This window comes from Paraclostridium sordellii (assembly GCF_000953675.1).
GTDB classification, from domain to species: domain Bacteria; phylum Bacillota; class Clostridia; order Peptostreptococcales; family Peptostreptococcaceae; genus Paraclostridium; species Paraclostridium sordellii.
The window spans coordinates 2,526,632-2,552,823 of sequence record NZ_LN679998.1 but is presented as its reverse complement, the minus strand read 5'-3'; the positions used below and the strand labels follow the sequence as shown (position 1 = coordinate 2,552,823).

The following is a 26,192-nucleotide window of genomic DNA, read 5'->3' as shown; positions in this document are numbered from 1 at the left end:
ATAATATGTCAGGATTATTAGGTAGCTTACAATCAGCAAGAACAGGTATGAGTGTAAGTCAAGCATCAATACAAACAACTTCTCATAACTTAAACAATTTAAATACTCCTGGATACTCAAGACAAAGAGTTGAACAAAGTGCAAGAAGTGCATATAGCTATCCAGGATACAGCTCCACATTAGGGGCAGGGCAGTTAGGTACAGGAGTTGAAGCAACAGATATAACTAGAATAAGAAATACTTTTTATGATTTTCAATATAGAAGTGAAACTCATGGATTTGGTGAAACTGGTATAAAATATGATCACTATACAACTATGGAAAATATATTTGGAGAACCTTCAGAAGTTGGGATATCAGCATCTATAAATAATTTTTTTACAAGTTGGCAAGAACTTGCTAAAAATCCAGATGATAAAGGTTCAAAAGATATAGTTATACAAAATAGTGATTATTTAACAAAGAAGATAAGTAATGCTTATAGTAAATTAGATAATTTAAGTGAGTCTGCTCAAAAGAAATTAGATGAGAATGTAAAAGAAGTAAATGGAAAACTAGATCAATTAAAAGAATTAGATAAACAAATAAGATTAATTCAAGGTAGTGGAAAATCTCCTAACGATTTAATGGATGAAAGAGATAAAATACTTGATGATTTAAGTTTTAAAATGAACATACACGATGAAGATGTTCAAAAGTTAATGAAAAATAAAATTGAAAATGGAAAAGACATTACTATAGATGATCTTAAAGCAATAAAAACTGTATCAGGAGAAATAAAAGGTTCTCTAGAAATGATTGAAAAAATAAATGGTTTTAAAGAAGATGTAAAAGAATTAGCTAAAGGAATAAATGATAGTGTAAATAAAGCTTTAGGTATGGACTTTTTCGAAGTTGGAACAAAACCAATTTTAAAAGTAAAAGATGATATATTAAACAAGACTACAGATATAAATGTATCTGCAGATACAGCTCAAAAACTGTATAAATTAAAAGATGCAAAAGTTTCTATAGGAAAAGATAATATTACTATAAATAACTTCTATAATGATACGATTCAAAGGCTTGGAAATGAGTGCCAAGAAGTTAGAAGAAATGAAAAGAATCAGAGTAAGATGATAAAAGAAATACAAACTTCAAAACTTAATGTTTCTGGAGTATCTTTAGATGAAGAAATGATAAGTCTAGTTCAATATCAACATGCATACAATGCAAGTGCTAAGGTAGTATCGACTATAAACTCATTATTAGATGTTGTAATTAATGGGCTAATAAGATAATTTAGGAGGCAAAAATGAGAATAACTAACTCTTCAATGATAACAAACCATATGTTTGATACACAGCAGACATTAGAAAGAATGGATACTTTAAATAGACAACTTGATACTAGTAAACAAATTAATAGAGTATCAGATGATCCTCATAAAGCTATAAAAATAATGAATTTAAATAATGAACTTAAATTCACTGAAAAATATAATCAAAATGTAGAAGAAACAGTAGGGTGGATGAATAATACTGATTCAACTTTACAAGAAGTAGGAGACCTTTTAGGTGAAATAAAAACTAATATATTAAAAGTAGGTAATGGGACTTACAATGATGAAGAAATAAAAGCGATACATGCAGAAATGAATGAAAAAATAAAAGAACTAGGAGAATGTTTAAATTCTTCTCATGGTGGAAGACATATGTTCTCTGGAACAGCAGTAGGTGAAGTTCCGATGGTTATGGAAGAAAAAGATGGAGTTGTTACCTTAAAAGTAAATTCAGCTGTAAATGATAAAGATTTAAAGGCTGAATTATCAGATGGAATAACTGTTGATTACAATGTTTCAGCTAAAGAAATCTTTGAAAAAGATGGGAAAAATTATTTAGATCAAATAAATAATTTATCAAAACTTATGAATGATATATCAAATGGTAAAGATGTAGAAGCTAACAAAAAAGAATTGCTTGGAACAGTAAAAGACGATATAGATGGTTTATTTAACCATACTATAGATACAAGAACTACTTTTGGAGTTAGAGTAAATACAGCTGAAAAAATAAAAGATTTTAATGACGAAAATATATTAAATATGAAAGCAGTTTTATCTTCAGAACAAGACGTAGATCATGTTAAGAAATTTATAGAGTTAAAATCAGCAGAACTAGTTTACAATGCGTCAGTTCAAGTTGGAGCAAAATTAATACAACCTACTGTACTAGATTATTTAAGATAATCAGGAGGAAAATTTATGGAAATATTATTTGAAAAAGGGCTTCCAGGTTTTGAAGATTATAAAACTTTTATAATTGGGGAAGTTGAAGGTAACTCTAAATTAAAATTAATTAATTCTATAGACAATGAACATATAGGATTCATAGCTATATCCCCTTTTGATATAAAAAAAGACTATGAAATAAAACTAGATGATGAAACAGTAAAGTTTTTAAAAATAGAATCGCCTGAAGATGTAATGCTGTTAAATATTATAACATTAGGAAAAACACTAGAAAAAAGCACGGTAAATTTAAAAGCTCCGTTAGTTATAAATATAAAAAACAATAAAGGTAAACAATTAATATTACAAAATGATAAGTATGCAATAAAAGAACCTTTAACAGGAGTGATATAAATGTTAGTAATTACTAGAAAAAAAGATGAGTCTCTATTAATTGGAGATGATATAGAAATAAAAATAGTGAAGGTAGAAGATGGCAGTGTTAAATTAGCTATCGATGCACCTAAAGATAAGGTGATACTTAGAAAAGAGATTTATGAAAATGTAAAAGAGGAAAACTCTAAAGCTATAACTAACATTAATGATATTTTTAAGTTATTTAAGTAAGTGAGTGAGGGAAGATTTATGTATACGGCAAATCCATATAATGCATATAAGCAAAACTCTGTAAGTACAGCATCAAAAGAAAAATTACTAATTATGTTAGTAGATGGTGCTGTTAAATACACTAAAATAGCTAGAATGGCTATTTTAGAAAAAAATATAGAAAAAGCACATAAAGAGTTAACTAGAGTTCAAGATATATTCTTAGAACTTATGATAACTATGGACAAAGATTCTAATAAATTTATGCAAGATTTATATAATGTTTATGATTTTATAAAAAGTCAGTTGGCTATGGCTAATATAAAAAAGGATGTAAAAATAATAGATAATGTACTTCCTTTAATAGAAGAAATAAGAGATATGTGGCATGAGGTTGATAAAAAAATAAAGTCTGGTAAATAGGAGGAAACACTATGACTAGAATAAATACTGTAAGAATACCAGGGCTTGCAACTGGAATGGATACTGATAGCATGATAAAACAAATGCTTTCAGGAGAACAAAATAAAGTTGACAAAGCAAAGCAAAAGCAACAAAGTGTAAAATGGCAACAAGAAATATATAGAGCAGTAATTAAAGATGTAAAAGATCTTCAAGATAAATACTTTTCAGTAACATCAAAAGACTCTATAATAACATCAAAAGCGTGGAACTCGACAAAAGTATCAAGTTCTAATGATAAGGTTATGACAGCTACTGGAAGTGCAGGGGCTAATAATGTAGATTATAATTTTGAAGTTGTACATTTAGCTAAACCTGCAAGTACAACTTCAAAAGAAGCTACAAATGGAGCAACTATAAAAAGAGAATCTAAATTAAATGATCTTGGCTTAAAAGAAGAACGTAAGTTTACTATAAGTTTTGGAAAAGATGGCAAAGATGTATCAAAAGAGATAACTATAAATTCTGATGATACTGTAGATTCTTTAATTGCAAAAATCAACGAAAGTACTGATGGTAAGGTAAAAGCAAGTTTTAGTGACATGACAGGAAAACTTACTATTGAAACTAATAAAACAGGAGAAAGCTCTAAATTAAGCTTTATTAGTTCTAAAGGAAGCTCAACAAGTCCAATGGATTTTTTAGGATTAAGTGATGTTCCAAAAGGAGAAAATGCAGAAATAATAGTTAAATCTTCTAAAGATAAAACATTTAGTAAAACATTAAATGAAGAATCAAATTCATTTACTATAGATGGAATAAATTATAGTGTTCATGCTGAAGGAAGTGCAGATATCAGCTCTTCTCAAGATGTAGAGCCTGTAGTTGAGAATATGAAAAAGTTTGCTGAAGACTACAATAAAATAATGGACAAAGTATATGGCCTTGTAACTGAGAAGAAAAATAAGGACTTCCAACCTTTAACAGATGCTCAAAAAGAAGATATGAAAGAAGAAGAAATTGAGAAATGGGAGAAAAAAGCTAAAGTAGGATTATTAAGAAATGATTCTGAGATGAGAACTTTTATGGATCATATGCAAAATGCTATATTTGGAGAAAATACTAAATTTTTAAATGAATGTGGATTAACTTCAAGTGAAGATTATAACAAAAGAGGACAGATATCCATAAATGAAGATAAATTTAGAAAAGCACTTCAAAATGAAGGTGATAGAGTTTATAAAGCTTTCGCAGGTAATAATAATAGTGTATTAGAAAAAATGAGAAAAACTATGAATAACTATGTAGGTGGATCATCTTCTATATTTGCAAGAAAAGCTGGACTTGAAAAAACTTCATCTGCTGTTAAAAACTATTACTCAGAACAATTAAAAAGACAAGAAGATATGATAAAAAGTCTTCAAAGAAAAATGGATAAAAGAGAAGATCAACTATATAAGCAATTTGGACAACTAGAATCTAGTATGAATAAATTAAACTCTCAAATGAACTACTTTGCACAAGCGTAGTCTTAAGGAGGAGAGCTTATGGAGGAACTTGCTAAAAAGTATAAAGAAATATCATTAGATATTATAAAAAACTTGGAAAAAAATGATTCTTATGATGTAAATATACTTTTAGATAAACGACAAGAAATATTAGATAGTGTAAATGATAAAAATCTATTTAAACAAATACTTGTTGAAGATGGAATACTTGAAATAGATAAAAAAGTACATTCTTTATTAAAGGAAAAAATGATTAAAGTTAAGATGGAAATAAAGGAACATAAGAAGTCTATACAAGCAAATAACTCATATGTTAGCTTTAGTAAAGAAAAATTAAATATTTTTAATAAAAAAGTGTAAAGTATTTTAAAAGTATTCCGATATATAATATTAGAGGCAATACTAGATCAAGTGATTGCACATAAAAAAGACAAGGATGTCGAAAAAAAACTAAGGAGAGTATAAAAATGAGAATAAACACTAACTTAAACGCTATGGTTGCAACTAACCAAATGGCAAAAAACACTGCATTATCAGGAAAAGCTATGGAGAAGTTATCTACAGGATTAAGAATAACTAAAGCTGGAGATGACGCTGCAGGATTAGCAGTTTCAGAAAAAATGAGATCTCAAATAAGAGGTATGGAACAAGCAGATAGAAACGTACAAGATGGTATATCTATGGTACAAACTGCTGAAGGTGCTTTACAAGAAGCTGGAAACATAGCTCAAAGAATGAGAGAACTTGGAATACAAGCTGGAAATGATACTTTAGATACTACAGATAAAGATAAGATAAAAACAGAATTAACTCAATTACAAGAGGAAATGGATAAAATAGGTAAAGAAACTAAATTCAATGGTAAAAACTTATTAAGTGGTACTACAAACTTCACTATACAAGCTGGTGCTAATACTGAAACAAGAAAAATAACTACAATAGACTTAGTAGCACAAGCTAAGACTTTATCAAAAATAGATGTAGCAGATGCAACTAAAGCACAATCTTACGTAGCTAGCGTAGATAAAGCTTTAGAAGCTATAAATACAGGAAGAGCTACATTAGGAGCAACTCAAAATAGATTAGAGTGTACTTCTTCAAACTTAACAACTTCTACTGAAAACTTATCAGCTGCAGAGTCTAGAATAAGAGATATAGATGTTGCTAAGGAAATGGTTAAGTTATCTAAGTTAAACATATTAACTCAAGCATCTCAAGCTATGGTTGCTCAAGCTAAGCAACAACCTGAGAGTGTAACTCAATTATTAAGATAATTAATGTATTAATTAAATTTTAAACTAAAGGGTAAAGCAATATGCTTTACTCTTTATTTTTAAATTTAATAGATTGAAAGGATTATTAATATGTTATTAAGTATTGTAATGATGGTAAAAAATGAGGAACGATATTTAGATAAAACATTAGAATCATTGAAACCTTTAATGAAAGAAATTGATAGTGAGTTAATAATATTAGATACTGGTTCGGATGATTCTACTGTTGAAATAGCAAAGAAACATACTGATAAAGTATTTTTTGCCAATTGGAGTAATGACTTTGGACAAATGAGAAATATATCAATTAGTCATGCAAGTGGAGAATGGATACTTATTTTAGATGCAGATGAGCAGTTAACTAATTATGATAAACTAAAAGAATTCTTTAATTCGAATTTATGTAAAAAATACAATAGTGCAACTATAACATTAAAAAATATTTTTTCTGAGGATGAAGATCGTTATAGTATTGATCCTCTATTAAGATTATTTAAAAATTATGATGGCTTTAGATATGAAGGTGCGATTCATGAACAACCAATATTTAAAAGTCCTACATACAATGATATAGCAAGATTTAATCATTATGGCTATTTATTTGAAGATGAAGAAGTGAGGCAGTTAAAGGAAAGTAGAAATAAAGCTATTTTATTAAAAGAAATAGAAAAAAATCCTAATAATCCATATATAAATTATCAACTAGGGAAGCAGTATATAATATCTAAAAATTATGAAGATGCACTTTTCTACATTGAAAAAGGATATGAGATATATGAAAAAAATAAGTATATACCTCTATTTGTAACTCTAGATTTGGCAAATTTATATGTAGATTTAAGTGAGTTTGATAAGTGTGAAAATTTATGTATTAAGTATATAAAAAAAGATGATAGAAATATAGATATATATTATTATTTAGCAACTAGCCAAAAACAATTAAACAAAAATAAAAAAAGTATAGAAAGTTATAAAAGATATCTTTATCTGACAGAAAATTTCAATATAACCACACAAGCAAATAATACAGAATGTAATTATGATACGTTACTTAATAAAGAAAAAGCTATTATTAATATAATGGATAATTATTATAAACTAGAAATGTATGAAGATGTTATAAAAGATATTGATAGTATGTCGATAAATGTTTTAGAAGAAGCATATTTAGTTGTATTTATGAGTTTATATAAACTTAACAAAGAAGAGAAAATAATTGAGTTATTTAATAAAATTTCAGGATCTAAATCTCAAGAAAATAAATTTAAAGTAGCTATAGAATCAATATTAAATAGAGTAAAAGAAAATGATAAGGCAAAATTTTATAAAATACTTTCAAATATTGATGATAACTATGGAATTTTAAATAAAATTAGATTAGGTATGACTTTAAATGAAGAAGAGTACAATTACATTTTAAAAGAAGAAAAAGAAGTGTATTTTTCAGAAATTTTATATTATGCTATAGAAAATAATTTTAATATAGAAAATGTCTTAAACAATGTTAGTTACATAAAAATGCAAAATTTCACTGATTATTTAATCAAAACAAAGCGAGAATGTATAATTAAATTATATAATTACTTAGAAAACGTTTCAAATACTATGTATTATAAAAAGCTTCAAGTTTATGCTTGTTTATCAAAATCACTATTAATGTATGGTAATTTAGTTGGGGACAAGTATAAAAAAATATTCTATATGTATATAAGTTATAGTTATGAATGTCTAAGAAGAGTTTATAATATAAACTTAAAAAATGAAGAAGCAATAAATTTACTTAGAAATGAAGAAGATGAATTTATCGTAAAATTAAAAAAAATTGAAAAATATAAAAGTAATGATGAATTAATATATATAAGAAAATTAAAAGATTTATTAATTGATAATCCTTACTATAAAAAGTGTATTAAGCTATTAATATCTGATTTTGAAAAAGAATTAAATGAAAATACAGAATTAAAGGAACTCAAAATTAAATATAAGTTGTTAATTGAAAGTAGCATAAATGGTGGGAATTTAGATGAGGCCATAAAAATGATTAATGAATATGAATCTATGTTTAGTGAGGAATTTGAAATACTAAATATGAAGGCTGTAATAGCGTTGATGAGTAGCCAGTTAGATAAAGCTGAAAAATTACTGAAAAATTCTTGGATATATAGTAGTGAAGATTTTAATGTTATTTTTAATATTGCTTATTTAAAAGAATTAATAGGTGATAAGCAAGAAGCTAAGCAATTTTATGAGAACATAATTAATAATTGTAATGAAGCTGATATAGTTAGAGAAGCTACTGAAAATATAAAAAAATTATAATGAAATAAGTTATTTATATTTTTAAGATTTAGTTTAGTTTTTAAAAATTCAAAAGGAGTAATTATGAATAAGCAAATAATAGAAGAAATTAAACTGTTTATAGAACAAGATAATATCGATGCTGCAAAAGAATATCTTGAAAAATATGAATCAGATTATGAAAATTTTAAGATAGAGATATACTCAATCAAATCTATTATATATATAAAAGAAAATAAGTTTAATTATGCTGAAGAGTTTATAAACAAGGGATTAGCGATAGATCCAACAAACATTGACTTATTATACAATTTAGCATATTTAAAGTTTTTACAATCTGATATAGAAGCATCGTATAGATGCTATTTAGATTGTTATATAAATTGTAGAGATAAGGACTTAAAACAGGAAGTTATAAATATACTAGAGCAACTTCAATTTAGTATAGATAAAAATAAATTAGGATTTATAACTATATGGATTGAAAATTATAATGATAATATTAGATTTCTAAAAAATAATAAATTTAGAATATATAAGATGAATTTAGAAGATTTATACCAACTGATGAAAGAAAATTTTATGCAAAATATTTTTTGCTATATAGTATTTGATGAATTTGTACATATAAGTGAATTAAAGGCACTTAATATATATGGAAAATTAGTTTATAATTGCCGTAAAAATTTGTATTTAGATAAAACTGATTATTTAAATGAAACTTCAAATATATATAATGAAATGGTCTGTTGTAGCGAATCTGATATTATCATAACTGATGATATATATATATATATTACTAAAAAGCTTTTAGAAGATAATGGGAAAATTTATTTTATAAAAGATATAAACTTAAATAATTATAATGAGATGCTAATTGAATTATTTTTATCGATTTATAAATCACAACCATACAAAGTTTATAATATATGTGATGAATTTCTTGAAAACCAAGATTATGAATATTTAAAATCAATTTATAGAATTGTTGAAAATAAAGAAAAAACAGAAAAAGATATTGAATATATAAAACAAATTTATAAAAAAAATAATAATGATGAATTTATATTTATTATATATATAAATTTACTGTTGAAGTTGGAAAAAGTAGATGAATGCATAGAATTAATTACTGAAAGCAATTATGTAAAAAATATATTTATTAGCGAGTTGAAATATTTAAAAAAAATAGGAAATAAAGAATTGATTAAATTTATGATTAATCTATCTTTAAATAATTATAGCAATATAGTTGATAATATTTATACAAATGATTATTATAAATTATCTAATTTATATTATACTCTAGGGTATTTAGATGAATCATTTGAAAATTATAAGAAAGTATTAATATATCAAAATGAATTAAGAGATTCAATTATAGTAAATCAAAATTTAAAATTTTTAAGAACTAAAATTTAAATGTACTAGAAAGGATTTATATGATAAAAGTAAGTATTGTAGTTCCTGTATATAATGTGGAAAAATATTTAAAAGAAAGTTTAGATAGTGCTGTTAAGCAATCATTAAAAGGGATAGAAATAATAGCTATAAATGATGGATCTACTGATAATAGTGCTGAAATATTAGAAGAATATAAAAAAAAATATTCTAATTTTAAAGTTATAAATCAAGAAAATAAAGGATTAAGTGGTGCTAGAAATACCGGAATAGCAGAATGTAAAGGTGAATATATTTATTTTTTAGATAGTGATGATTATATAGATTTAAATGCTATGAAATATTGCTATGATGAAGCTAAAAAAAATAATTTAGATATACTTACCTTTGATGCAGAAACATTTTTAGATGGGCAATCAAGTATTGGTGAAGTAGATAAAGAAGAATTTTACAGATATGACCTTATAGAATCAAAAATAATGAGTGGAGAAGAATTTTACGTTTATGCTAATAGAAATAGGGCTTATAGAGCACCTGTATGGTTGAATTTTTATAAAAGGAAATTTATAGAAAGCAATAATTTGAATTTTTATGAAGGTATAGTTCATGAAGATGAAATACATACAAGTAAAAGCTTCATATTAGCAAAAAAAGTTAAATATATACCTAAAAGATTTTTCTTTAGAAGAATAAGAGAAAATTCAATAATGACGAAAGAAATAGACGAAAATAGAATAAAAGGAAACTATATTATTGCAAAAGAAACTTATAAACTATCTAAAAATAAAAATTTAAGCAAAAAAACAAAAACAATCTTAAATATATGGATTAGAAAGTATTATTCTAATTGTATTATGTTTTGTGATACTTTAAATTTAATTGACAAAAGAAATTTTATTGTTGACAATATAGAAAAAGATATTTTGGATACTTCTCTAGAGTTTCAGATTGAAAATCCTAAAATGTTTTATAGCAATTGTAACATCAAAAAAAATCTTTTTTTAGTTAAAACCGGATACCATCTACTATTATCTACAAGTGTAGCTATAGATAGTTATATAGGATATAGGAATGATTTATTTATATTTGATAGTGATAATATTGAGTTTAACTTAGATGAAGTATCTAAGGTGTTTGATAATATATATGACTTAAACAATTTACCTGAAAATTTATATGATAATATTTTTACACATAACGAATCAGATCAAATAACTCAAATGATATGTAATAGTCTTTTTAAGGATTCTGAAAATGTAATTTATATTGAAGATGGATCAGCATCATATTGTAATTCAGTTATTACATATAATGAAGAATTTAAAAAAATAAGTAACATAGAGTGTATAGAAGTACTTGGAACTTATAGTAAGATAAAACAAAGGATTTTCCTATATCCTAATCTTGTTAGAGATGAATTTTATGATGGTAAATTAAGCAATGAAATTAATTTAGGATGTCTAAAAAAAGCGATAGATTTAGTATATGGTAACTATGAATTTAATATAAATGGAAAAACTATTTTTATTGCCTTAGAACATGTAGATGCATTTAATTTATATGATTTAGACTTAAATAAATATAAAGAAATAATTGCCTATTTAATTAAATCCTTAAAAGATTATAATGTATTTATTAAATATCATCCTAGAGATAATAGTAAGTACATGGATGATTTTTTAAGTGGATATAAAAATATTAATTGGATAGACAAACATATAAATATAGAAGTTTTTTACAAATATGATAATATATCAATTATTTCATCAGTATCTACATCTGTTTTATCGATGGCTAAGTTAGGAGCTAATGTTTGTGTTATATCTAAAATACTTAGTAATCAAGAACAAAGGTTGTTTGATGTATTTTCAAAGTTAAATGTTTATATGCCTAATACGGTTGAACAGTTTTATGCTTATGTAGATGAAAATATGTAACATAATATATAAATAAAATTAAATTAAATTATAATTTAAAAAATATGAAAATCTAAATTATTATAAATTATTAAAAAAATATATTGTATACAAATTTCATTAAAGTAAAAATAAATAATGAAATTAAAAAAATAGAAAAAAATTATGCAAAAAATAAAAAATAATAAGATTTATAAATGTTAAAAATAAGGTAGTTACAAGGATTAACCTTAATATTGAAATAATTTGATGTTAAAAATAGCATGATGTTTAAGCTTATAATTATTTTTTAAACAAATTAGAAAATTACTACTTATTGGAAAAGTTAGAATTTAAAGTAAATGCTTGAATAATGCTGAATAATGGTATAAAATGAAAATATAAGTCGAAAAAAATAAGGGCATACCTAGGGAAATCTAGGGTCGCAAAACTATAGGGGCTAAGGTTTATTAGAAATAAACTATGCCAGCCAGCTGCCGAAGAGTTACTAAACTTTTTGTTATAATTACTAATATAAAATTTAATTGCAAATATAAAATAAAAGATGTAATTGTATCATTATGTCTAAATTAGGGGTGTAAAATATTATTATATATATATTTACAGGGATAGTTCTGTGAAAATTTAATAATATTTACTTATTGAATTTATTTTATATTTAAAATTTAAAATTAGTAATTAGTCATATTGTATAAAAGTTATTAAACTACTCTTTCAGAGTAGTTTTTTTATTTTAATAAAAAAATGGGAGGGAAGAATGGAAATATACAATTTAATGAAAGCTGGTTTAGATGCCACAGCCTTAAGGAGTAAAGTTATTGCTAATAATATAGCAAATATTAATACCCCAAATTATAAAAGAAAGTATGTAAGTTTTGAAGATACTCTAAACGAATCTGTAAATGGAAAACCTAAAATAGAGGTTAAAACAGATGAAAATTCAAAAATGAGAGTAGATGGTAACAATATCGACTTAGAGAGCGAAAAGGTAAACCAAGCAGCTACAACTCTTGAATTTAATGCTCTTGTAACTTTAACTAATATAAAATTAGGAATGGCAAAAAATGTTATAGCAGGGAGGTAACTAAATGAGTATTTTTGGAGGTATGAGAATAAGCCAAAGTGCTTTATCTGCAGAACGTCTTAAAATGGATGTAGTTTCATCTAATATAGCTAATATGAAAACTACAAGAACTAAAGAAGGCGGAGCTTATAGACGTAGAGTTCCAGTATTTGAGGAAAATTACGATAGTAAGTTAGGTATGCTAGGTGTAAAAACTGTAAGTATACAAAAAGATCAAGCACCACTTAGAAAATTATATGAACCTAATCATCCAGATGCAGATAAAGAAGGATATGTTGAATATCCAAATGTGGATATATTAGTTGAAATGGCAGATTTAATGACTGCAGCAAGATCTTATGAATCTAATATAGATACATTAAATGCACAAAAGAATATGATTTCTAAGGCTTTAGAAATAGGTAGATAAAACAAAAAAGGAGTATATTTATGACAGGAATAAGTGCTATAAGCGGAGTAAACAATATCGCAACAAGCAATAATTTACTTAAAACATCAAATGCAGAGAGTATTAAAAAAGAAAGTAGTTTTTCAGATGTTATAAAAAGTGCAATAGACAAAGTTAATGATATGCAAGTGGACTCAAATAACAAAGTAAAAAGCCTTATAAAAGGTGGAGACGTTTCTATGCATGATGTAATGGTATCAGCACAAGAAGCCCAAATGTCAATGCAGTTAATGATTGAAGTTAGAAATAAGGTATATGAAGCTTATCAAGATCTAAATAGAGTTCAATTATAACTTTATAGCAAGGAGAAATTTAGATGAATATAAAGGAATTACCACAAAAAGCAAAAGATTTTGTGTTGGTTAAAAAAGAACAATTTGATACCTTATCTAAGAAGAAGAAAATTGCCATAATGGTTGCAGTTATATCTTTAGTTTTAGCAATGATATTTGGATTAACATATGCAAAGAAAAATAAATATGGTGTTTTATTCTCAGGTTTAGATTCTAATGATGCTGCTACAATAACTAAGGAATTAGAGTCAAAAAAAGTAGAAACCAAAATAGAAGGAAATAGTATACTAGTTCCTAAAAAAGATGTAGATAAATTAAGAATGGAATTATCTTCAAGTGTATCAAATGGTTCAAAAGGTTTTGAAATAATGGATGAAGGATCTTCTTTTGGAATGACTGATGAAGAATTCCAAATAAAGAAACAAAGAATGGTTCAAGGTGAAATAGAAAAAACTATAAAAGTTTTTCCACAGGTAAAAAGTGCAAGAGTACATATAACTGAAGGTGAAAAATCAGTTTTCGCAAATGAAACCGTACCAGGAAAAGCAGCTGTTTATCTTGATCTAAATCCAGGTGAATCTTTACAACCAGACCAAGTAAGATCAATTATGTGCTTAGTTTCAGCAAGTACTAATAATGTACCAAAGCAAAATGTCGAAGTAATAGATCAAAATATGAAGCTATTATCAGATGGACTTATGGATGAAAATGGAAACATAAAAACTTCAAGTTTAGGAGAAGTTGATCAAGCTTTAAAAGCTGAAAAAGACTTAAGTAAAGAACTTGAAAGATCTATAACAGGTCTTTTAGAACCTATATTTGGACCAGGTAAAGTAAGAGCAAGTGTTAACACGGATTTAAACTTTGATTCAAGTGAAAGATCTGAAATTATAATAGATCCAAATAAAGTAATAACTAAAGAATCAAAATCAAATAGCAAAACTACTGAGAGACAAAACACAGGTGGTGCAGTAGACAACAACATGAGTAATGTTAATGAAAGCGGAGCTGGAAGTGTTCAAAGTAGTGAAGAAGACATTCAATATCAAACAGGTAAAACTGAAACAAAGACTATAAAAGCAAAAGGTGAAGTAAATAAAATAACAGCATCAGTAGCTATAAATGGTCAATTAAGTGATGATGTAGTAAGAAATGTTCAACAAATGGTAGCAAATGCTATAGGAATGGATCCAAAAAGAGGAGATAACGTAAAAGTAGTTTCTATGGGATTTGAAACAGAGAAAGAAGATACTTCTACATTTGGAGTTATTAAGAGTGCTATAAGCCAAAATAAATCATTATCACTAATGTTAACTATAACAGGAATAATAATTGCTATTATTATAGGATTATTAATCGGTACAGTAGTTTACATGATTATGAAAAATAAACGTAAATCTACTATAGTAGAGGATGTAGAGGAAGAAGATGAATTAGAACTAATCAACAAAAAGCTAGAAGAATTGGAGCAAAATAGATTGAACAGCAATGAAGAAGAAGATGAAGCAAGTGTAAGTTTAGAAGATGAAGTTAAGCAGTTTGCTGCAGACAATCCAGACCAAGTTACAGATTTAGTTAATAGTTGGTTAAATGAGTAAAGGGTGATTTTATTTGCAAAACGAAGGCGTTAAAGGAAATGCATTTGACTTAGGTGATATACCTAAATTTAGAAGAGTTACGGGTGCAAGAAAAGCAGCTATACTACTTATGACTTTAGGGCCAGATGTAGCTGCAAGTGTAATAAAAAACTTATCTGATAGGAAAATTCAGAAAATAGGTGTTGAAATAGCTAATATAAATACAGTTAAACCTAGAGAAAGAAGAGAAGTTTTACAAGAATTTATAGAGCTAAATAAAGGTAAGGAATTTGTTATAGAAGGTGGTATTGACTGTGCAAAATCATTACTTAATGGAGCTTTAGGAAGTCAAAGGGCTACTAAGTTACTAGAAGGTATAAAGTATGATGCATATACAAAGTTATTTGTTTCAGCTAGAAAAGCAGAACCAGAACAAATACTTGCATGTATACAAGGGGAAAGTCCTCAAGCTATAGCAATATTACTATCTCATATTCAACCAGATAAAGCAGCAGTTGTTTTATCTGAACTATCAGATGAATTAAAATTAGAAATTTCCTTAAAGATAGGAACTACATCTAACATACCACCAGCTGTTATAAAATCTATAGATAAAGCTATAGAAGAAAAATTAACTAGCTTAGGTAAGTTAGATATGGAAAGCTCTGGGGGAGTTAACAGCTTAGTAGATATATTAAGCAATGTAGATAGAAAAACAGAGAAAAGTATTATTAAATTTATTGAGTCTAAAAATGAAGAATTGGCTGAAGAAATTAAATCTAATATGTTTATCTTTGATGATATTGTTAGACTTGACAACATGGCTATACAAAGAATTCTTAAGGAAGTTAATGTTAAAGATCTTGCATTTGCTCTTAAGGGAGCCTCTTCAGATGTTTCAGGAACTATATTTAAAAATCAATCTCAAAGAGCATCTCAAGCACTACGTGAAGAAATTGAGTTACTAGGAAAAGTAAAGATTTCTCAAGTAGAAGAAGCACAACAAGCTGTTGTAAATGTTGTTAGAAGACTTGAAGATACTGGGGAAATAACATTATCTAGAGGATCAGAAGATGAATTCATATAAAAATACAAGCATTATAAAATCTAGGGAAGTAGTTTTTAAAGGTTTTAAACCTTTAAAAACTACAAACTCAAATAAAGTGATAATTGAAACTCAAACTGAAGAATTTGAAGAAATTAGACAAGAATTAGAAAGCCAAAAAGAAAAGTTAAACAATGAAATTGAAGAAGCTAGGAAAACTTATGATGAAGTTATAGCTAATACACAATTAGAAAGCCAAAGAATTATAGAAGTTGCAAATGAAGAGTCAGAACAAATCAAAAGACAAGCATATGAAGAAGGTCACAAGCAAGGACTTCAAAATGGATATGAAGATGGATATAAAGAAGCTTATGAAGAAAATATAGAAAAAGCTAAAAAAGAATCTGAAGACATTAAAAAAGAAGCTAGTGAAACCTTAATAAATGCTAAGGAACAAGTGGTTGAATACTTAAAAGATAATAAGAAACAAATAATTGAATTAAGTATATCAATAGCAGAAAAAGTATTAAAAGAAAAATTCAATGAAGTTGATTCAATGAATAATATTTTAGAATCAGTTATCAATGAATATGAAGTGAAAGAAAATTTTGTTATAAAAACAAATTCAATATATATAGAAAGTATAAATGCAAAACTTAATGAATTAAAAAATGAACAATCTATAAAGGGAGATGCCTTTGTACTACCAGATGATTCTATTGATCCAGGAAATGCAATGATTGAAACAAATAAAGGAAGATTAATTGTAGGAATTGATTGTGTTATGGATAAAGTAAAAGAGGAGCTATTATGATTAACTTAGATTTTGAAAGATTAAAAAATAAAGTTTCAGATATAAAAGATGTGATAGCAGAAGGTAAAGTTACAAAAATAATAGGATTAACTGTAGAGGTTGAAGGAATAAAATCTTTTGTTGGAGAGTTATGTATAGTATATAACTATGCAAATGAACCTATAAATTGTGAAGTTGTAGGATTTAAAGATAATAATGTAATACTTATGCCATTAGGTGAACTTGCAGGAGTAGCTCCTGGTTGCAGAGTTGTTGCTAGAGGAATACCGCTAAGTGTTAAATGTAGTGATGATCTTTTAGGAAAGGTTCTTGATGGAATAGGAAACCCAATAGATGATGTTGAAATTTTAGGTGGAGAAAGATATAGTCTTTCAAATGAGCCACCAGACCCTATGAAAAGACCACGAATTAAAAATATAATGCCTACTGGAATTAGGGCAATAGACGGATTTTTAACTTGCGGAGAAGGCCAAAGAATAGGAATATTCGCAGGAAGTGGAGTTGGAAAAAGTACTACATTAGGTATGATAGCAAGAACAGCAGAAGCTGATGTAAATGTTATTGCACTTATAGGAGAGAGAGGTAGAGAGGTCTTAGACTTTATAGAAAGAGACCTAGGTGAAGAAGGAATGAAAAAGTCTGTAGTTGTTTGTGCAACATCAGATAAATCACCACTTTTAAGACTAAAAGGAGCTTTAACTGCTACAGCTATTGCCGAGTACTTTAGAGATCAAGGTAAAAAAGTAATATTAATGATGGATTCAGTAACCAGATTTGCTATGGCTCAAAGAGAAGTAGGTCTTGCAATAGGTGAACCACCTGCACAAAAAGGATATACTCCTTCTGTGTTTGCATTACTTCCAAAACTTATGGAGAGAAGCGGTATGTCAGAACATGGATCAATAACAGCCTTTTACACTGTACTTGTTGATGGAGATGATTTTAATGAACCAATTGCAGATACAGTAAGAGGTATACTTGATGGACATATAGTTTTATCAAGAGATTTAGCTCATAAAAATCATTATCCAGCTATAGACATATTAAATAGTGTAAGTAGACTTATGAAAGAAATTTGTGAAGAGGATCATCAAAAAGCGGCATCTTTAGCAAGAGATATATTAGCAACATATAAAGAAGCTGAAGATTTAATAAATATAGGAGCTTATGAAAATGGCTCAAATAATAAAATAGATATGGCTATCGAATATATAGATAGAGTTAATTCATACTTAAAACAAGGTGTAAATGAAGATACAATCTTTGAAGACAACGTAAGTGAGTTAAAAAGCATATTTAATTAATGAGGAGCGTTTTAAGTGACCAAGTATAAATTTAAGCTACAAAAGTTATTAGACATGAAAATAAAAGAAGAAGAAGCTAGCAAATTAGAATATACAAAAGCTCAAAATGATAAAAAAGCACTAGAAGATAATATAAAACAATTAGATTCTAATTATCAAAGATATTCAAATATTGAAAATTGTGAAGATATAATTAGCCAAAAAATTAGATTTAATTATTTATATTCTATTACAAAAACAATTGAAGAATGTAAAGATATGCTAGTAGAAAAAGAACAAAGAGTATTAGAAGCTAAGGATGATTTTATTGAAAAGCAAATAAATAGAAAATCATTAGAAACCTTAAAAGAAAATAAATTTATGAAATTAAAAAAAGAAGAAGATAGAAAAGAGCAAATTGAAAATGATGAATTTGCCTTATATGCATATATAAGGAATAAAAAGAAAATATCATAAAGGATGATTTTAATATGAATTTTAATTTAAATATTTCTAAAGGCTTAGTTAAAATGTCATCTGAAAAAAATAGTGTAAAAGGTAACTTATCAAGTGGCAATGGGTTTGAAGATTTAATTGCATCCTTAGGTTTAGACAGTGAAAAAACTAGCACTGACAAAGACATGGATATTATGGAATTACTACAAGGTCTTCTTTCAAATATAAAGCTATACAAGGAAATAAGCAACACAGAATGTGAAGATGAATCAAAGAAAAAAGATTTATTAAAAGAAATTGATTCTTTATTAACAAATATAAAAAATCAAAAAATAGATATAAATTTAAACAATGAAAAACAAAATCAACTTATAGATTCAATAAATGACGAGTTTTTAGAAAACGTAGATTTAAACTTTAACTTAGATTTTAAAACTATCTTTAATAAGAAAAAAGATGAAGACTTAATTGGTTTAGATAAAGTTATAAATTTAGACAATAATTTATCTGATGATTTAAAATCAGATAAAATGTCGAAAAAAACTGGAGAAAAAATAGATAATATATTGAAAAATATAAGTTTAGAAGATTCTAAGAACAAAAAAGTAAATTTAGAATCTATATCTTCAAAAGTTACTTCAGACCAAAAGAATATGATTGATGAATTGGATAATCAAGTTAAAAGTTTAAAATCATATGAAGAATTAAATGTATCGACAAATTCAAATAAAAGTAATGTTTTAGACTTAAAACCTAAAGAAGAAGATAAAGATTTAAATGTTTTAGAAAATATATTAGATAAAAATGCAAATGTATTTTCTCAAGTATCAAATAAAACTTTTATACAAGAATCAAATGCCAACAAAAATGTTCCAACAGTAACAATAAGAGCTAATCAAATGGCAGATGATTTTATAAAGATGGTTAAATACTTAAAAAATAATAATATAGAAGAAATTAAAGTAAATATAAATCCTAAAGAATTAGGAGATATGACTATAAAACTTATGAAAGATAGTGAAGCTACCAAAGTTTTTATAAATGTTTCTAAGGAAGATACTTTCCACATGTTAAGTAAAAATATAGGTGATATAAACAAACACTTATTTGATTTAGGAATAAAATCAAAAGATGTTGTGGTTACTATGAAATCAAATGGTGAAAATTTCTTTTCTGATAACTTAAATCAACAATTTAACAAAAGAGAAGAATCTAGAAAGCAAAAAAGAAATAGTACTAAGCAAGTAAGTTCTATAGAAGAGTTTGAAGAAGTAGATAATTTACAACAAAATGTCAATATATTAGCGTAGAGGTTAAACTATGAATGATTTTATGAATGTAACAAAAAAGAGTATAGATACAAATAACACAAAGACAAAAAGTGCTAAGTCTGCAGGAAAAACAGAAAATGGAACAGACATAATAATGCCTGGTCAAGAAACAGATAAAAATTTATTTTTAAAATTACTTGTAGCACAAATGGGTCATCAAGACCCAATGAATCCACAGGATCCAACTCAATACATAACTCAGTTAGCTCAGTTTAATACACTAGAGCAAATGCAAAACTTAAATGATAATACACAGTATATGGCTGGGTTAACAAATGGAGTTTTAGTAAACTCTGCAATGAGCACAGCATCATCTATGATAGGAAAAAAAGTAGAAGCTTATGCACCTGAAGAAGATGCAAATGAAAAAAATAAAATTGATGCAAATATACCTAAAGACAATAGTTCAAATGAAAAGAAAAGAATAACTGGAGTTGTCGAAGGTATAAAAATAGAAAATGGAATCGTTTATATGGATATAAGAGATAACAAGACAGGTGAATTAAAATCTGTTGAATATGGTGCTCTTATAAAAGCAAGTGAAAATAAATAATAATAGATTCAAATTTATAAAAAAGGGAGATAAAAGCTTATGTTAAAGTCAATGTATTCAGGAATAAGTGGAATGAAAGCAAATCAAACAAAGATGGACGTTGTAGGTAATAACGTTGCAAATGTAGGAACAACGGGATTTAAAAAATCTACTACAAGATTTGCTGATGCACTAAATCAAACAGTTATATACTCAAGTGTTCCTGGAGGGGATGCTGGAGATCCTAATGTTATAGGTGGAGTAAACCCAGGACAAGTTGGTGTAGGAACAAAAGTAAATGGGATATTTAGAAGTATGGCTCAAGGTAATATACAACCAACAGGAAGACCAACAGATTTAGCAATAGATGGAGATGGATTCTTTATTGTATCTCTTGGAAAAACCCAAAGAGCATATACAAGAGATGGATCATTTACACTAGATAAAAATGGAAGTTTAGTAACTGGTGATGGATATAAAGTTATGGGAATTGATGATAAAGGAAATGAAAAACCAATACAAATTCCTAAAGAAGAAAAAAATCCAGCGGGAGTTTTACAAAAAGTTTTATCATTTAACATATCTAAAGAAGGCAAGATTTCATATCTTTTAGCAGATGGAACAAAAGTTGAAAATGCTCAAACTTTAAAAATAGCAGTTTTCCAAAATCCTGAAGGTTTAGAATCATTAAGTGGAAATCTTTATGGACAAACAGGAAACTCAGGGGCTCCAATGAATACTAAACATGGTCTTATAAATCAAGGGGCAATAGAAATGTCAAATGTTGACCTTTCTGATGAATTTACAGAAATGATAGTAACAACAAGAGCATTCCAAGCTGCAAGTAAAGTTATAACAACAAGTGATGAGTTACTTCAAGAAATAATAAATTTAAAGAGATAATATAGGAGGGTAATATGAAAAAAAGTGATATATTAACTCCCTTAGGGCTTATCTTGGCATTTGGATTTGTTATATTAGGAATATGTTTAGGAAAATCAGGACTAAAACCATTTATAGATGGAGCTTCTGTAGCTATAACATGCGGAGGTTCTTTTGCAGCAGTACTTATAACATTTTCAATGGATGACTTAAAAACAGGATTTAAAGCAACAAAAGAAACCCTAAGATCTGGTAATGTAAATAAAGTAGATCTAGTTGATCAATTTAAAGAGTTAGCTAGAAAGGTTAGAAAAGATGGTCCTCTTGCAGTAGAGCAAGAGGTATCACAAATAGAAGATGATTTCTTAAGAAAAGGTCTAGAACTAGCAATAGATGGTATAGACATGGAAGATATAAAAGAAATTTTAGAAATAGAAATAGGTGAGGTAGAAAACAACTATAGTAAAGGTGCAAAAATTTATAAAGTTTGGGGTGGATATGCACCGGCATTTGGTATGGTTGGTACACTTATAGGACTTATACAAATGCTAGCTGATATGGGAACTCCAGATACTATAGCAAAAGGTATGGGTGCAGCATTAATAACTACTTTTTATGGAGCACTAATGGCAAATGCTCTATTAAATCCATTAGGATATAACATACAAATAAAAGGTGAAAAAGAGTGCGAAAAAATGGATATGATGATTTGTGGAATTATGAGTATCCAAAATGGAGATAGCACAAGAGTTATAGAAGAAAAACTAGTAAACTTCTTAACACCAAAAGAGAAGAAAGCTTATTACAAAAGAGAAACGTTAGAAGGTGGACCAGCACATGCCGCGTAGAGATAAAAGACGAGGGAAAAATGATGATATGGGTGGAAGTTCTTGGATGGACACCTATGCAGACACTATAACCTTGCTTCTTACTTTCTTTATTCTTTTATATTCTATGTCTGCAGTTGACAGTCAAAAATTAAAACAATTATCTAAGGCACTTCAACAATCTTTAGGAGGTGGAAGTACATCAATTTCAAAAGTAAAAGATATAGACGAATTAAAAGTTGATGTAGATAAAGATGCTAAGGAAATGAAAGAAGACTTAGAGAAGAAGGTTAATAAGGCAATAGCTAATAACAATTTAAATGATTCTATAAAAGTAAGAAAAGAAGATAGAGGTATAGTATTACAACTAGATGAAACTATATTATTTGATTCTGGTAGAGATGAATTAAAACCAACGAGTATAAATGCACTAGACACTATTACTACATTAGCAAATGGTGTAGACAATGATATTTTAGTGGAAGGTCATACTGATAATGTTCCTATACACAATTCAAGATTTGCTTCAAACTGGGACTTATCAACATCAAGAGCTGTAAGTGTTGTAAGTTATTTCGTTGAAAAAAAAGGTATGAATCCAACAAGATTTTCAGTAAAAGGATATGGTGAGTATAAGCCTTTATTAGACAACTCAACACCAGAAAATAGAGCTATAAACAGGAGAGTTGATATTTTAATAGTAGATAAAAAAGATGATCAACAATCAAACTTAGAGCAACAGCCTAAAGAACAAAATCAAAATAAGCAATCTCAATAGGGAAAAAGGAGCAAAAGTAACTTATTATGGATGGAATGTTACAGTATTTAGTAAATTTAAGCGCATTTGTTATATTGATGTTTTTAATAATTTTAATAGCTCATAAGATGAATGGGTTTAACTTACAAAATATGGGCATATACAAATATGCAAAAGTGATAGAAAAAGTGAGCATTAGTAAAGATACATTTTTAATAGTTTTAAAAACTGGAGATGAAGGATGTGTTTTACTAATCTCACCACACAATGTTGAAAGAGTAAGAGACTTAAATAAGGCAGATTTAGAAGAAATCGAAAATAGTAAAAAGAGTAGTAATAAATTAAAATTTGATACTTCTAAGTTTACGAAAGTCAAATTTAATAGAATTAGATTTAAAAAAAATATGTACAATACAATGGATGTAATAAACAAACTAGAGGAGAAAGAAGATGCAAACATTAAGTGATTTAACACCTTATATAGGTGACTACACTCCTTTAATGAAATTATTTTTAGTTCTAACAGCTCTAATGTTTTTAGGCACTATAGTGTTTATGATGACGAGCTTTGTAAGAATTATAATAACTTTTTCGTTTATAAAGTCAGCGCTAGGAGCTCAACAATCAATACCTAATCAGGTATTAGTAGGACTAGCAATTTGTTTAACGATGTTTGTTATGGCACCAACGGTTAAACAAATAAACGATCAAGCATTAAAACCTTATATGAACAATGAAATTAAATTTGAACAAGCTATAGAAAAAGCAGAAGTACCTGTAAGAAAGTTTTTATTAAAGCAAACTAGACAAGAAGATATAAAGTTATTTGTTGATAACTCAGATGTAAATAAGAAGAAAATGACTAGAAACAACATACCTTTATATATACTAGTACCAGCTTTTGCAATTAGTGAACTTAAAACAGCTTTTCAAATTGGATTTTTAATATATTTACCATTTTTACTAATAGATTTAGTGGTATCGAGTGTACTTATGTCTATGGGGATGTTTATGCTTCCACCTGTTATGATTTCTTTACCATTTAAGTTGTTATTATTCATAATGGTAGATGGATGGAATTTATTAATAAAATCGTTACTGTTAAGTTTTCAATAATTGAGGAGAGTATTCATTATGAATGAAAGTGTAGTAGTTAGTGTAGTAAAAGAAACTTTATATACAGCTATGTTAGTAGGCGGACCTATATTAATTTTATCTTTAATAGTAGGGCTATTAGTAAGTATTTTTCAAGCAACCACTCAAATCCAAGAACAAACTTTATCATTTATACCAAAATTAATAGCAGTAGCATTAGTTTTAGTAGTTGGAGGGGCTTGGATGCTAAATGAACTTATACAGTTTACTAACAAAATTATGAATATGATAGCAGTAATAAAAGGATAGTTAAAAAATTGATATTTGTATTTATTAGGTTAATAGCATTTTTTTCATGCCTAAGCGTAATATTTCCGAGTGGAACGCCAAATGTATTTAAAGTTACTTTTACTTTGTTTATATCGGTAATAATATCATGTACTGTAAATGTACATGTAGAAGTCAGTAGTACGTATGATTTAATTAATATTGCAGTTATGGAAACTATAACAGGATTGGTTTTAGGATATATAACAAGTATTTGTATAAATAGTTTAAAAATAGCAGGTAGTTTAATAGATCAACAATTAGGGTTATCAATGGTAAATATTTATGATCCTAATAGTAAAGACAATACTACATTAATAGAAAATATGGTTTATTGGATTGGTATAATGGTGTTTTTTACAATGAATGGACACCACAAACTTATCACTGGAATAAGCCAAAGCTTCAAACTTGTTAAGATAGGAAGCCCAATATTAACAAATAATTATGGTTATATAGTTAATGTATTTATACAGTGCTTTGTAATTGGATTTAAAATTGCGGTACCAATAATATTAGCTCTTATTATAACAGATTTTATAATGGGTTTAATATCAAGAAGTGTTCCGCAGTTAAATGTAATGATTTTAGGAATGCCACTAAAAATTTTAGTTGGGATAATGTTCTTTGTAATATCATTACCATTCATTCTAAATGAACTACATAACTTACTAGTTCATATGACAGATATATTAAATGGAACCTTTATGAGTGGTCATAGCTCCTACTTTACAGCTATGGCACCATTAGGAGCCATGTTATCAACAGATGATAAAACTGAAGAACCATCTTCAAAGAAAATAAAAGATGCAAGAAAAAGTGGGAATGTAGCAAAGAGTAAAGAAGTTGTAACAACATTAACATTGTTAGGTGTACTTATGATAATTTACTCAATGTCAGATTTTGTAATTTTACAACTTAAAGAATCAATAGTAAGGTATTTAAATATCGGATTTACAAATGAGTTTTCAATGAAAATAGTAGGTAATTTGCTTATGATGCTTTTAGCAGGATTTATGAAAATTATAATACCTATTGGAATGATTATAATTGTATTTTCTGCTATAGGAAACGTAATGCAAAGTGGATTTTTAATGACGACGGATCCTTTAAAACCAAAACTTTCTAAATTAAATCCGATAAATGGATTTAAGAATATGTTTTCAATGAAATCACTTGGAAACTTAATAAAAAGTATAATTCTTGTAGCTATATTATTTAAGGTTGGTTACTCATTTATGAGTAAAAACTTTATGGGAATTTTAAAAACAGGTGATATATACCTGCCTTACTTAATGAGTACAATTATTACTCTTGTAAAAGAGTTGATACAAAGTATTTTGTTAGCCTTATTTGTAATTTCTGTATTAGATTTTGCTTATCAGAAGTATATGTATAAAAAAGATTTAAAAATGACTAAGCAAGAGGTCAAAGAAGAGTATAAGCAAATGGAAGGTAATCCAGAAATTAAAGGTAAGATAAAACAAAAACAAAGAGAGATGGCATCAAGAAGAATGATGGAAGCTGTGCCATCAGCTAGTGTAATTGTAACAAATCCCACTCATATATCTATAGCTATCAAATATGAAAAAGGAAAAGATCAAGCCCCTATTGTAGTTGCAAAAGGAGCAGATATAGTAGCTTTTAAAATAAGAGAGATAGCAAAAGAACATGATATACCAATCATAGAAAATAAGCCTTTAGCTAGACTTATGTATAAAGAGGTAGAGATAGAAGAAGAGGTACCAGAAAAAGTGTATCAAGAAGTAGCAGAAGTGTTAGTAGCAGTTTACAAGATCAAAAATAGATATAAAAAAATATAAAAGA

28 protein-coding genes and 1 riboswitch are annotated in these 26,192 nt (G+C 27.1%); all 28 genes read left to right on the top strand.

Going from position 1 to position 26,192, the window contains the following annotated elements; genetic code table 11:
- Window positions 1–5: 5 nt before the first annotated feature.
- The 28 genes from flgK to ATCC9714_RS12160 all read left to right on the top strand — a co-directional run bounded on the left by flgK (window position 6) and on the right by ATCC9714_RS12160 (window position 26,188).
- Complete coding sequence (flgK, locus tag ATCC9714_RS12295; protein WP_057545533.1) at window positions 6–1,280, top strand: flagellar hook-associated protein FlgK; 1,275 nt, start codon at window positions 6–8, stop codon at window positions 1,278–1,280.
- A gap of 14 nt (window positions 1,281–1,294) precedes the next feature.
- Window positions 1,295–2,227 (top strand): flagellin N-terminal helical domain-containing protein, encoded by a 933-nt coding sequence (locus ATCC9714_RS12290; protein ID WP_054630128.1) that lies wholly within the window; start codon window positions 1,295–1,297, stop codon window positions 2,225–2,227.
- A 15-nt stretch (window positions 2,228–2,242) separates the two neighbouring features.
- Entirely contained in the window at window positions 2,243–2,623 is a 381-nt protein-coding gene (fliW, locus tag ATCC9714_RS12285) for a flagellar assembly protein FliW (RefSeq protein ID WP_021124826.1), read from the top strand.
- Complete coding sequence (gene csrA / locus ATCC9714_RS12280; protein WP_021124825.1) at window positions 2,624–2,836, top strand: carbon storage regulator CsrA; 213 nt, start codon at window positions 2,624–2,626, stop codon at window positions 2,834–2,836.
- Window positions 2,837–2,854: 18 nt separating this feature from the next.
- A complete protein-coding gene (gene fliS, locus ATCC9714_RS12275; RefSeq protein ID WP_054630129.1) occupies window positions 2,855–3,238 on the top strand; it encodes a flagellar export chaperone FliS in 384 nt (127 codons plus the stop codon).
- An 11-nt stretch (window positions 3,239–3,249) separates the two neighbouring features.
- A complete protein-coding gene (gene fliD / locus ATCC9714_RS12270) occupies window positions 3,250–4,746 on the top strand; it encodes a flagellar filament capping protein FliD (RefSeq protein WP_054630130.1) in 1,497 nt (498 codons plus the stop codon).
- A gap of 18 nt (window positions 4,747–4,764) precedes the next feature.
- Window positions 4,765–5,085: a hypothetical protein gene (locus ATCC9714_RS12265; protein ID WP_077065725.1), complete on the top strand. Its 321-nt coding sequence runs from the start codon at window positions 4,765–4,767 to the stop codon at window positions 5,083–5,085.
- A gap of 107 nt (window positions 5,086–5,192) precedes the next feature.
- Window positions 5,193–5,999 carry a flagellin N-terminal helical domain-containing protein gene (locus tag ATCC9714_RS12260; RefSeq protein WP_057582216.1) on the top strand — a complete coding sequence of 269 codons (807 nt, stop codon included), beginning with the start codon at window positions 5,193–5,195 and terminating at the stop codon, window positions 5,997–5,999.
- A gap of 90 nt (window positions 6,000–6,089) precedes the next feature.
- Window positions 6,090–8,318: a glycosyltransferase gene (locus ATCC9714_RS12255; protein ID WP_054630133.1), complete on the top strand. Its 2,229-nt coding sequence runs from the start codon at window positions 6,090–6,092 to the stop codon at window positions 8,316–8,318.
- 63 nt (window positions 8,319–8,381) lie between these two features.
- Window positions 8,382–9,719, top strand: coding sequence for a hypothetical protein (locus ATCC9714_RS12250; RefSeq protein WP_054630134.1), 1,338 nt, complete (start codon window positions 8,382–8,384; stop codon window positions 9,717–9,719).
- A 20-nt stretch (window positions 9,720–9,739) separates the two neighbouring features.
- Window positions 9,740–11,635 (top strand): glycosyltransferase, encoded by a 1,896-nt coding sequence (locus ATCC9714_RS12245; RefSeq protein ID WP_054630135.1) that lies wholly within the window; start codon window positions 9,740–9,742, stop codon window positions 11,633–11,635.
- 368 nt (window positions 11,636–12,003) lie between these two features.
- Window positions 12,004–12,095, top strand: a riboswitch (cyclic di-GMP riboswitch).
- A gap of 276 nt (window positions 12,096–12,371) precedes the next feature.
- The gene (gene flgB / locus ATCC9714_RS12240; protein WP_021124808.1) at window positions 12,372–12,698 is read left to right on the top strand and encodes a flagellar basal body rod protein FlgB; all 327 of its coding nucleotides are present in this window, start codon (window positions 12,372–12,374) and stop codon (window positions 12,696–12,698) included.
- 4 nt (window positions 12,699–12,702) lie between these two features.
- Complete coding sequence (gene flgC, locus ATCC9714_RS12235; protein ID WP_021124807.1) at window positions 12,703–13,107, top strand: flagellar basal body rod protein FlgC; 405 nt, start codon at window positions 12,703–12,705, stop codon at window positions 13,105–13,107.
- 20 nt (window positions 13,108–13,127) lie between these two features.
- Window positions 13,128–13,439 (top strand): flagellar hook-basal body complex protein FliE, encoded by a 312-nt coding sequence (gene fliE / locus ATCC9714_RS12230; protein ID WP_021128230.1) that lies wholly within the window; start codon window positions 13,128–13,130, stop codon window positions 13,437–13,439.
- Window positions 13,440–13,462: 23 nt separating this feature from the next.
- Window positions 13,463–15,037 (top strand): flagellar basal-body MS-ring/collar protein FliF, encoded by a 1,575-nt coding sequence (gene fliF, locus ATCC9714_RS12225; RefSeq protein WP_021128229.1) that lies wholly within the window; start codon window positions 13,463–13,465, stop codon window positions 15,035–15,037.
- A gap of 13 nt (window positions 15,038–15,050) precedes the next feature.
- Window positions 15,051–16,103, top strand: coding sequence for a flagellar motor switch protein FliG (fliG, locus tag ATCC9714_RS12220; RefSeq protein ID WP_021128228.1), 1,053 nt, complete (start codon window positions 15,051–15,053; stop codon window positions 16,101–16,103).
- The gene (locus tag ATCC9714_RS12215; protein ID WP_054630136.1) at window positions 16,090–16,875 is read left to right on the top strand and encodes a FliH/SctL family protein; all 786 of its coding nucleotides are present in this window, start codon (window positions 16,090–16,092) and stop codon (window positions 16,873–16,875) included. The genes fliG and ATCC9714_RS12215 overlap by 14 nt, the downstream gene beginning before the upstream one ends.
- Window positions 16,872–18,179: a flagellar protein export ATPase FliI gene (gene fliI, locus ATCC9714_RS12210; RefSeq protein WP_021128226.1), complete on the top strand. Its 1,308-nt coding sequence runs from the start codon at window positions 16,872–16,874 to the stop codon at window positions 18,177–18,179. Before ATCC9714_RS12215 ends, fliI begins: the two co-directional genes overlap by 4 nt.
- Before the next feature lie 15 nt (window positions 18,180–18,194).
- The gene (gene fliJ, locus ATCC9714_RS12205; protein ID WP_054630137.1) at window positions 18,195–18,635 is read left to right on the top strand and encodes a flagellar export protein FliJ; all 441 of its coding nucleotides are present in this window, start codon (window positions 18,195–18,197) and stop codon (window positions 18,633–18,635) included.
- Between the two features lie 14 nt (window positions 18,636–18,649).
- A complete protein-coding gene (locus ATCC9714_RS12200) occupies window positions 18,650–19,924 on the top strand; it encodes a flagellar hook-length control protein FliK (protein WP_054630138.1) in 1,275 nt (424 codons plus the stop codon).
- 10 nt (window positions 19,925–19,934) lie between these two features.
- Window positions 19,935–20,498 (top strand): flagellar hook assembly protein FlgD, encoded by a 564-nt coding sequence (locus tag ATCC9714_RS12195; protein ID WP_054630139.1) that lies wholly within the window; start codon window positions 19,935–19,937, stop codon window positions 20,496–20,498.
- Window positions 20,499–20,537: 39 nt separating this feature from the next.
- Entirely contained in the window at window positions 20,538–21,380 is an 843-nt protein-coding gene (locus ATCC9714_RS12190; protein WP_054630140.1) for a flagellar hook-basal body protein, read from the top strand.
- Window positions 21,381–21,394: 14 nt separating this feature from the next.
- The gene (locus ATCC9714_RS12185) at window positions 21,395–22,207 is read left to right on the top strand and encodes a motility protein A (protein ID WP_021124791.1); all 813 of its coding nucleotides are present in this window, start codon (window positions 21,395–21,397) and stop codon (window positions 22,205–22,207) included.
- On the top strand, window positions 22,197–22,964 hold the full coding sequence (locus ATCC9714_RS12180; protein WP_054630141.1) for an OmpA family protein: 768 nt from the start codon (window positions 22,197–22,199) through the stop codon (window positions 22,962–22,964). The genes ATCC9714_RS12185 and ATCC9714_RS12180 overlap by 11 nt, the downstream gene beginning before the upstream one ends.
- 26 nt (window positions 22,965–22,990) lie before the next feature.
- On the top strand, window positions 22,991–23,410 hold the full coding sequence (locus ATCC9714_RS12175) for a flagellar biosynthetic protein FliO (RefSeq protein ID WP_021128220.1): 420 nt from the start codon (window positions 22,991–22,993) through the stop codon (window positions 23,408–23,410).
- A complete protein-coding gene (fliP, locus tag ATCC9714_RS12170) occupies window positions 23,394–24,059 on the top strand; it encodes a flagellar type III secretion system pore protein FliP (RefSeq protein ID WP_038293386.1) in 666 nt (221 codons plus the stop codon). The genes ATCC9714_RS12175 and fliP overlap by 17 nt, the downstream gene beginning before the upstream one ends.
- A gap of 18 nt (window positions 24,060–24,077) precedes the next feature.
- Entirely contained in the window at window positions 24,078–24,347 is a 270-nt protein-coding gene (gene fliQ / locus ATCC9714_RS12165) for a flagellar biosynthesis protein FliQ (protein ID WP_021124786.1), read from the top strand.
- Between the two features lie 8 nt (window positions 24,348–24,355).
- Window positions 24,356–26,188, top strand: coding sequence for a fused FliR family export protein/FlhB family type III secretion system protein (locus tag ATCC9714_RS12160; RefSeq protein WP_057545635.1), 1,833 nt, complete (start codon window positions 24,356–24,358; stop codon window positions 26,186–26,188).
- The last annotated feature ends 4 nt before the right edge of the window (window positions 26,189–26,192 follow it).

Excerpts from the sequence above, each read along its gene's own strand:
- flgK (WP_057545533.1), top strand. The coding sequence starts at position 6 with ATGTCAGGATTATTAGGTAGCTTACAATCAGCAAGAACAGGTATGAGT.
- ATCC9714_RS12290 (WP_054630128.1), top strand. The coding sequence starts at position 1,295 with ATGAGAATAACTAACTCTTCAATGATAACAAACCATATGTTTGATACA.
- fliW (WP_021124826.1), top strand. The coding sequence starts at position 2,243 with ATGGAAATATTATTTGAAAAAGGGCTTCCAGGTTTTGAAGATTATAAA.
- csrA (WP_021124825.1), top strand. The coding sequence starts at position 2,624 with ATGTTAGTAATTACTAGAAAAAAAGATGAGTCTCTATTAATTGGAGAT.
- fliS (WP_054630129.1), top strand. The coding sequence starts at position 2,855 with ATGTATACGGCAAATCCATATAATGCATATAAGCAAAACTCTGTAAGT.
- fliD (WP_054630130.1), top strand. The coding sequence starts at position 3,250 with ATGACTAGAATAAATACTGTAAGAATACCAGGGCTTGCAACTGGAATG.
- ATCC9714_RS12265 (WP_077065725.1), top strand. The coding sequence starts at position 4,765 with ATGGAGGAACTTGCTAAAAAGTATAAAGAAATATCATTAGATATTATA.
- ATCC9714_RS12260 (WP_057582216.1), top strand. The coding sequence starts at position 5,193 with ATGAGAATAAACACTAACTTAAACGCTATGGTTGCAACTAACCAAATG.
- ATCC9714_RS12255 (WP_054630133.1), top strand. The coding sequence starts at position 6,090 with ATGTTATTAAGTATTGTAATGATGGTAAAAAATGAGGAACGATATTTA.
- ATCC9714_RS12250 (WP_054630134.1), top strand. The coding sequence starts at position 8,382 with ATGAATAAGCAAATAATAGAAGAAATTAAACTGTTTATAGAACAAGAT.
- ATCC9714_RS12245 (WP_054630135.1), top strand. The coding sequence starts at position 9,740 with ATGATAAAAGTAAGTATTGTAGTTCCTGTATATAATGTGGAAAAATAT.
- flgB (WP_021124808.1), top strand. The coding sequence starts at position 12,372 with ATGGAAATATACAATTTAATGAAAGCTGGTTTAGATGCCACAGCCTTA.
- flgC (WP_021124807.1), top strand. The coding sequence starts at position 12,703 with ATGAGTATTTTTGGAGGTATGAGAATAAGCCAAAGTGCTTTATCTGCA.
- fliE (WP_021128230.1), top strand. The coding sequence starts at position 13,128 with ATGACAGGAATAAGTGCTATAAGCGGAGTAAACAATATCGCAACAAGC.
- fliF (WP_021128229.1), top strand. The coding sequence starts at position 13,463 with ATGAATATAAAGGAATTACCACAAAAAGCAAAAGATTTTGTGTTGGTT.
- ATCC9714_RS12215 (WP_054630136.1), top strand. The coding sequence starts at position 16,090 with ATGAATTCATATAAAAATACAAGCATTATAAAATCTAGGGAAGTAGTT.
- fliI (WP_021128226.1), top strand. The coding sequence starts at position 16,872 with ATGATTAACTTAGATTTTGAAAGATTAAAAAATAAAGTTTCAGATATA.
- ATCC9714_RS12200 (WP_054630138.1), top strand. The coding sequence starts at position 18,650 with ATGAATTTTAATTTAAATATTTCTAAAGGCTTAGTTAAAATGTCATCT.
- ATCC9714_RS12195 (WP_054630139.1), top strand. The coding sequence starts at position 19,935 with ATGAATGATTTTATGAATGTAACAAAAAAGAGTATAGATACAAATAAC.
- ATCC9714_RS12190 (WP_054630140.1), top strand. The coding sequence starts at position 20,538 with ATGTTAAAGTCAATGTATTCAGGAATAAGTGGAATGAAAGCAAATCAA.
- ATCC9714_RS12185 (WP_021124791.1), top strand. The coding sequence starts at position 21,395 with ATGAAAAAAAGTGATATATTAACTCCCTTAGGGCTTATCTTGGCATTT.
- ATCC9714_RS12180 (WP_054630141.1), top strand. The coding sequence starts at position 22,197 with ATGCCGCGTAGAGATAAAAGACGAGGGAAAAATGATGATATGGGTGGA.
- ATCC9714_RS12175 (WP_021128220.1), top strand. The coding sequence starts at position 22,991 with ATGGATGGAATGTTACAGTATTTAGTAAATTTAAGCGCATTTGTTATA.
- fliP (WP_038293386.1), top strand. The coding sequence starts at position 23,394 with ATGCAAACATTAAGTGATTTAACACCTTATATAGGTGACTACACTCCT.
- fliQ (WP_021124786.1), top strand. The coding sequence starts at position 24,078 with ATGAATGAAAGTGTAGTAGTTAGTGTAGTAAAAGAAACTTTATATACA.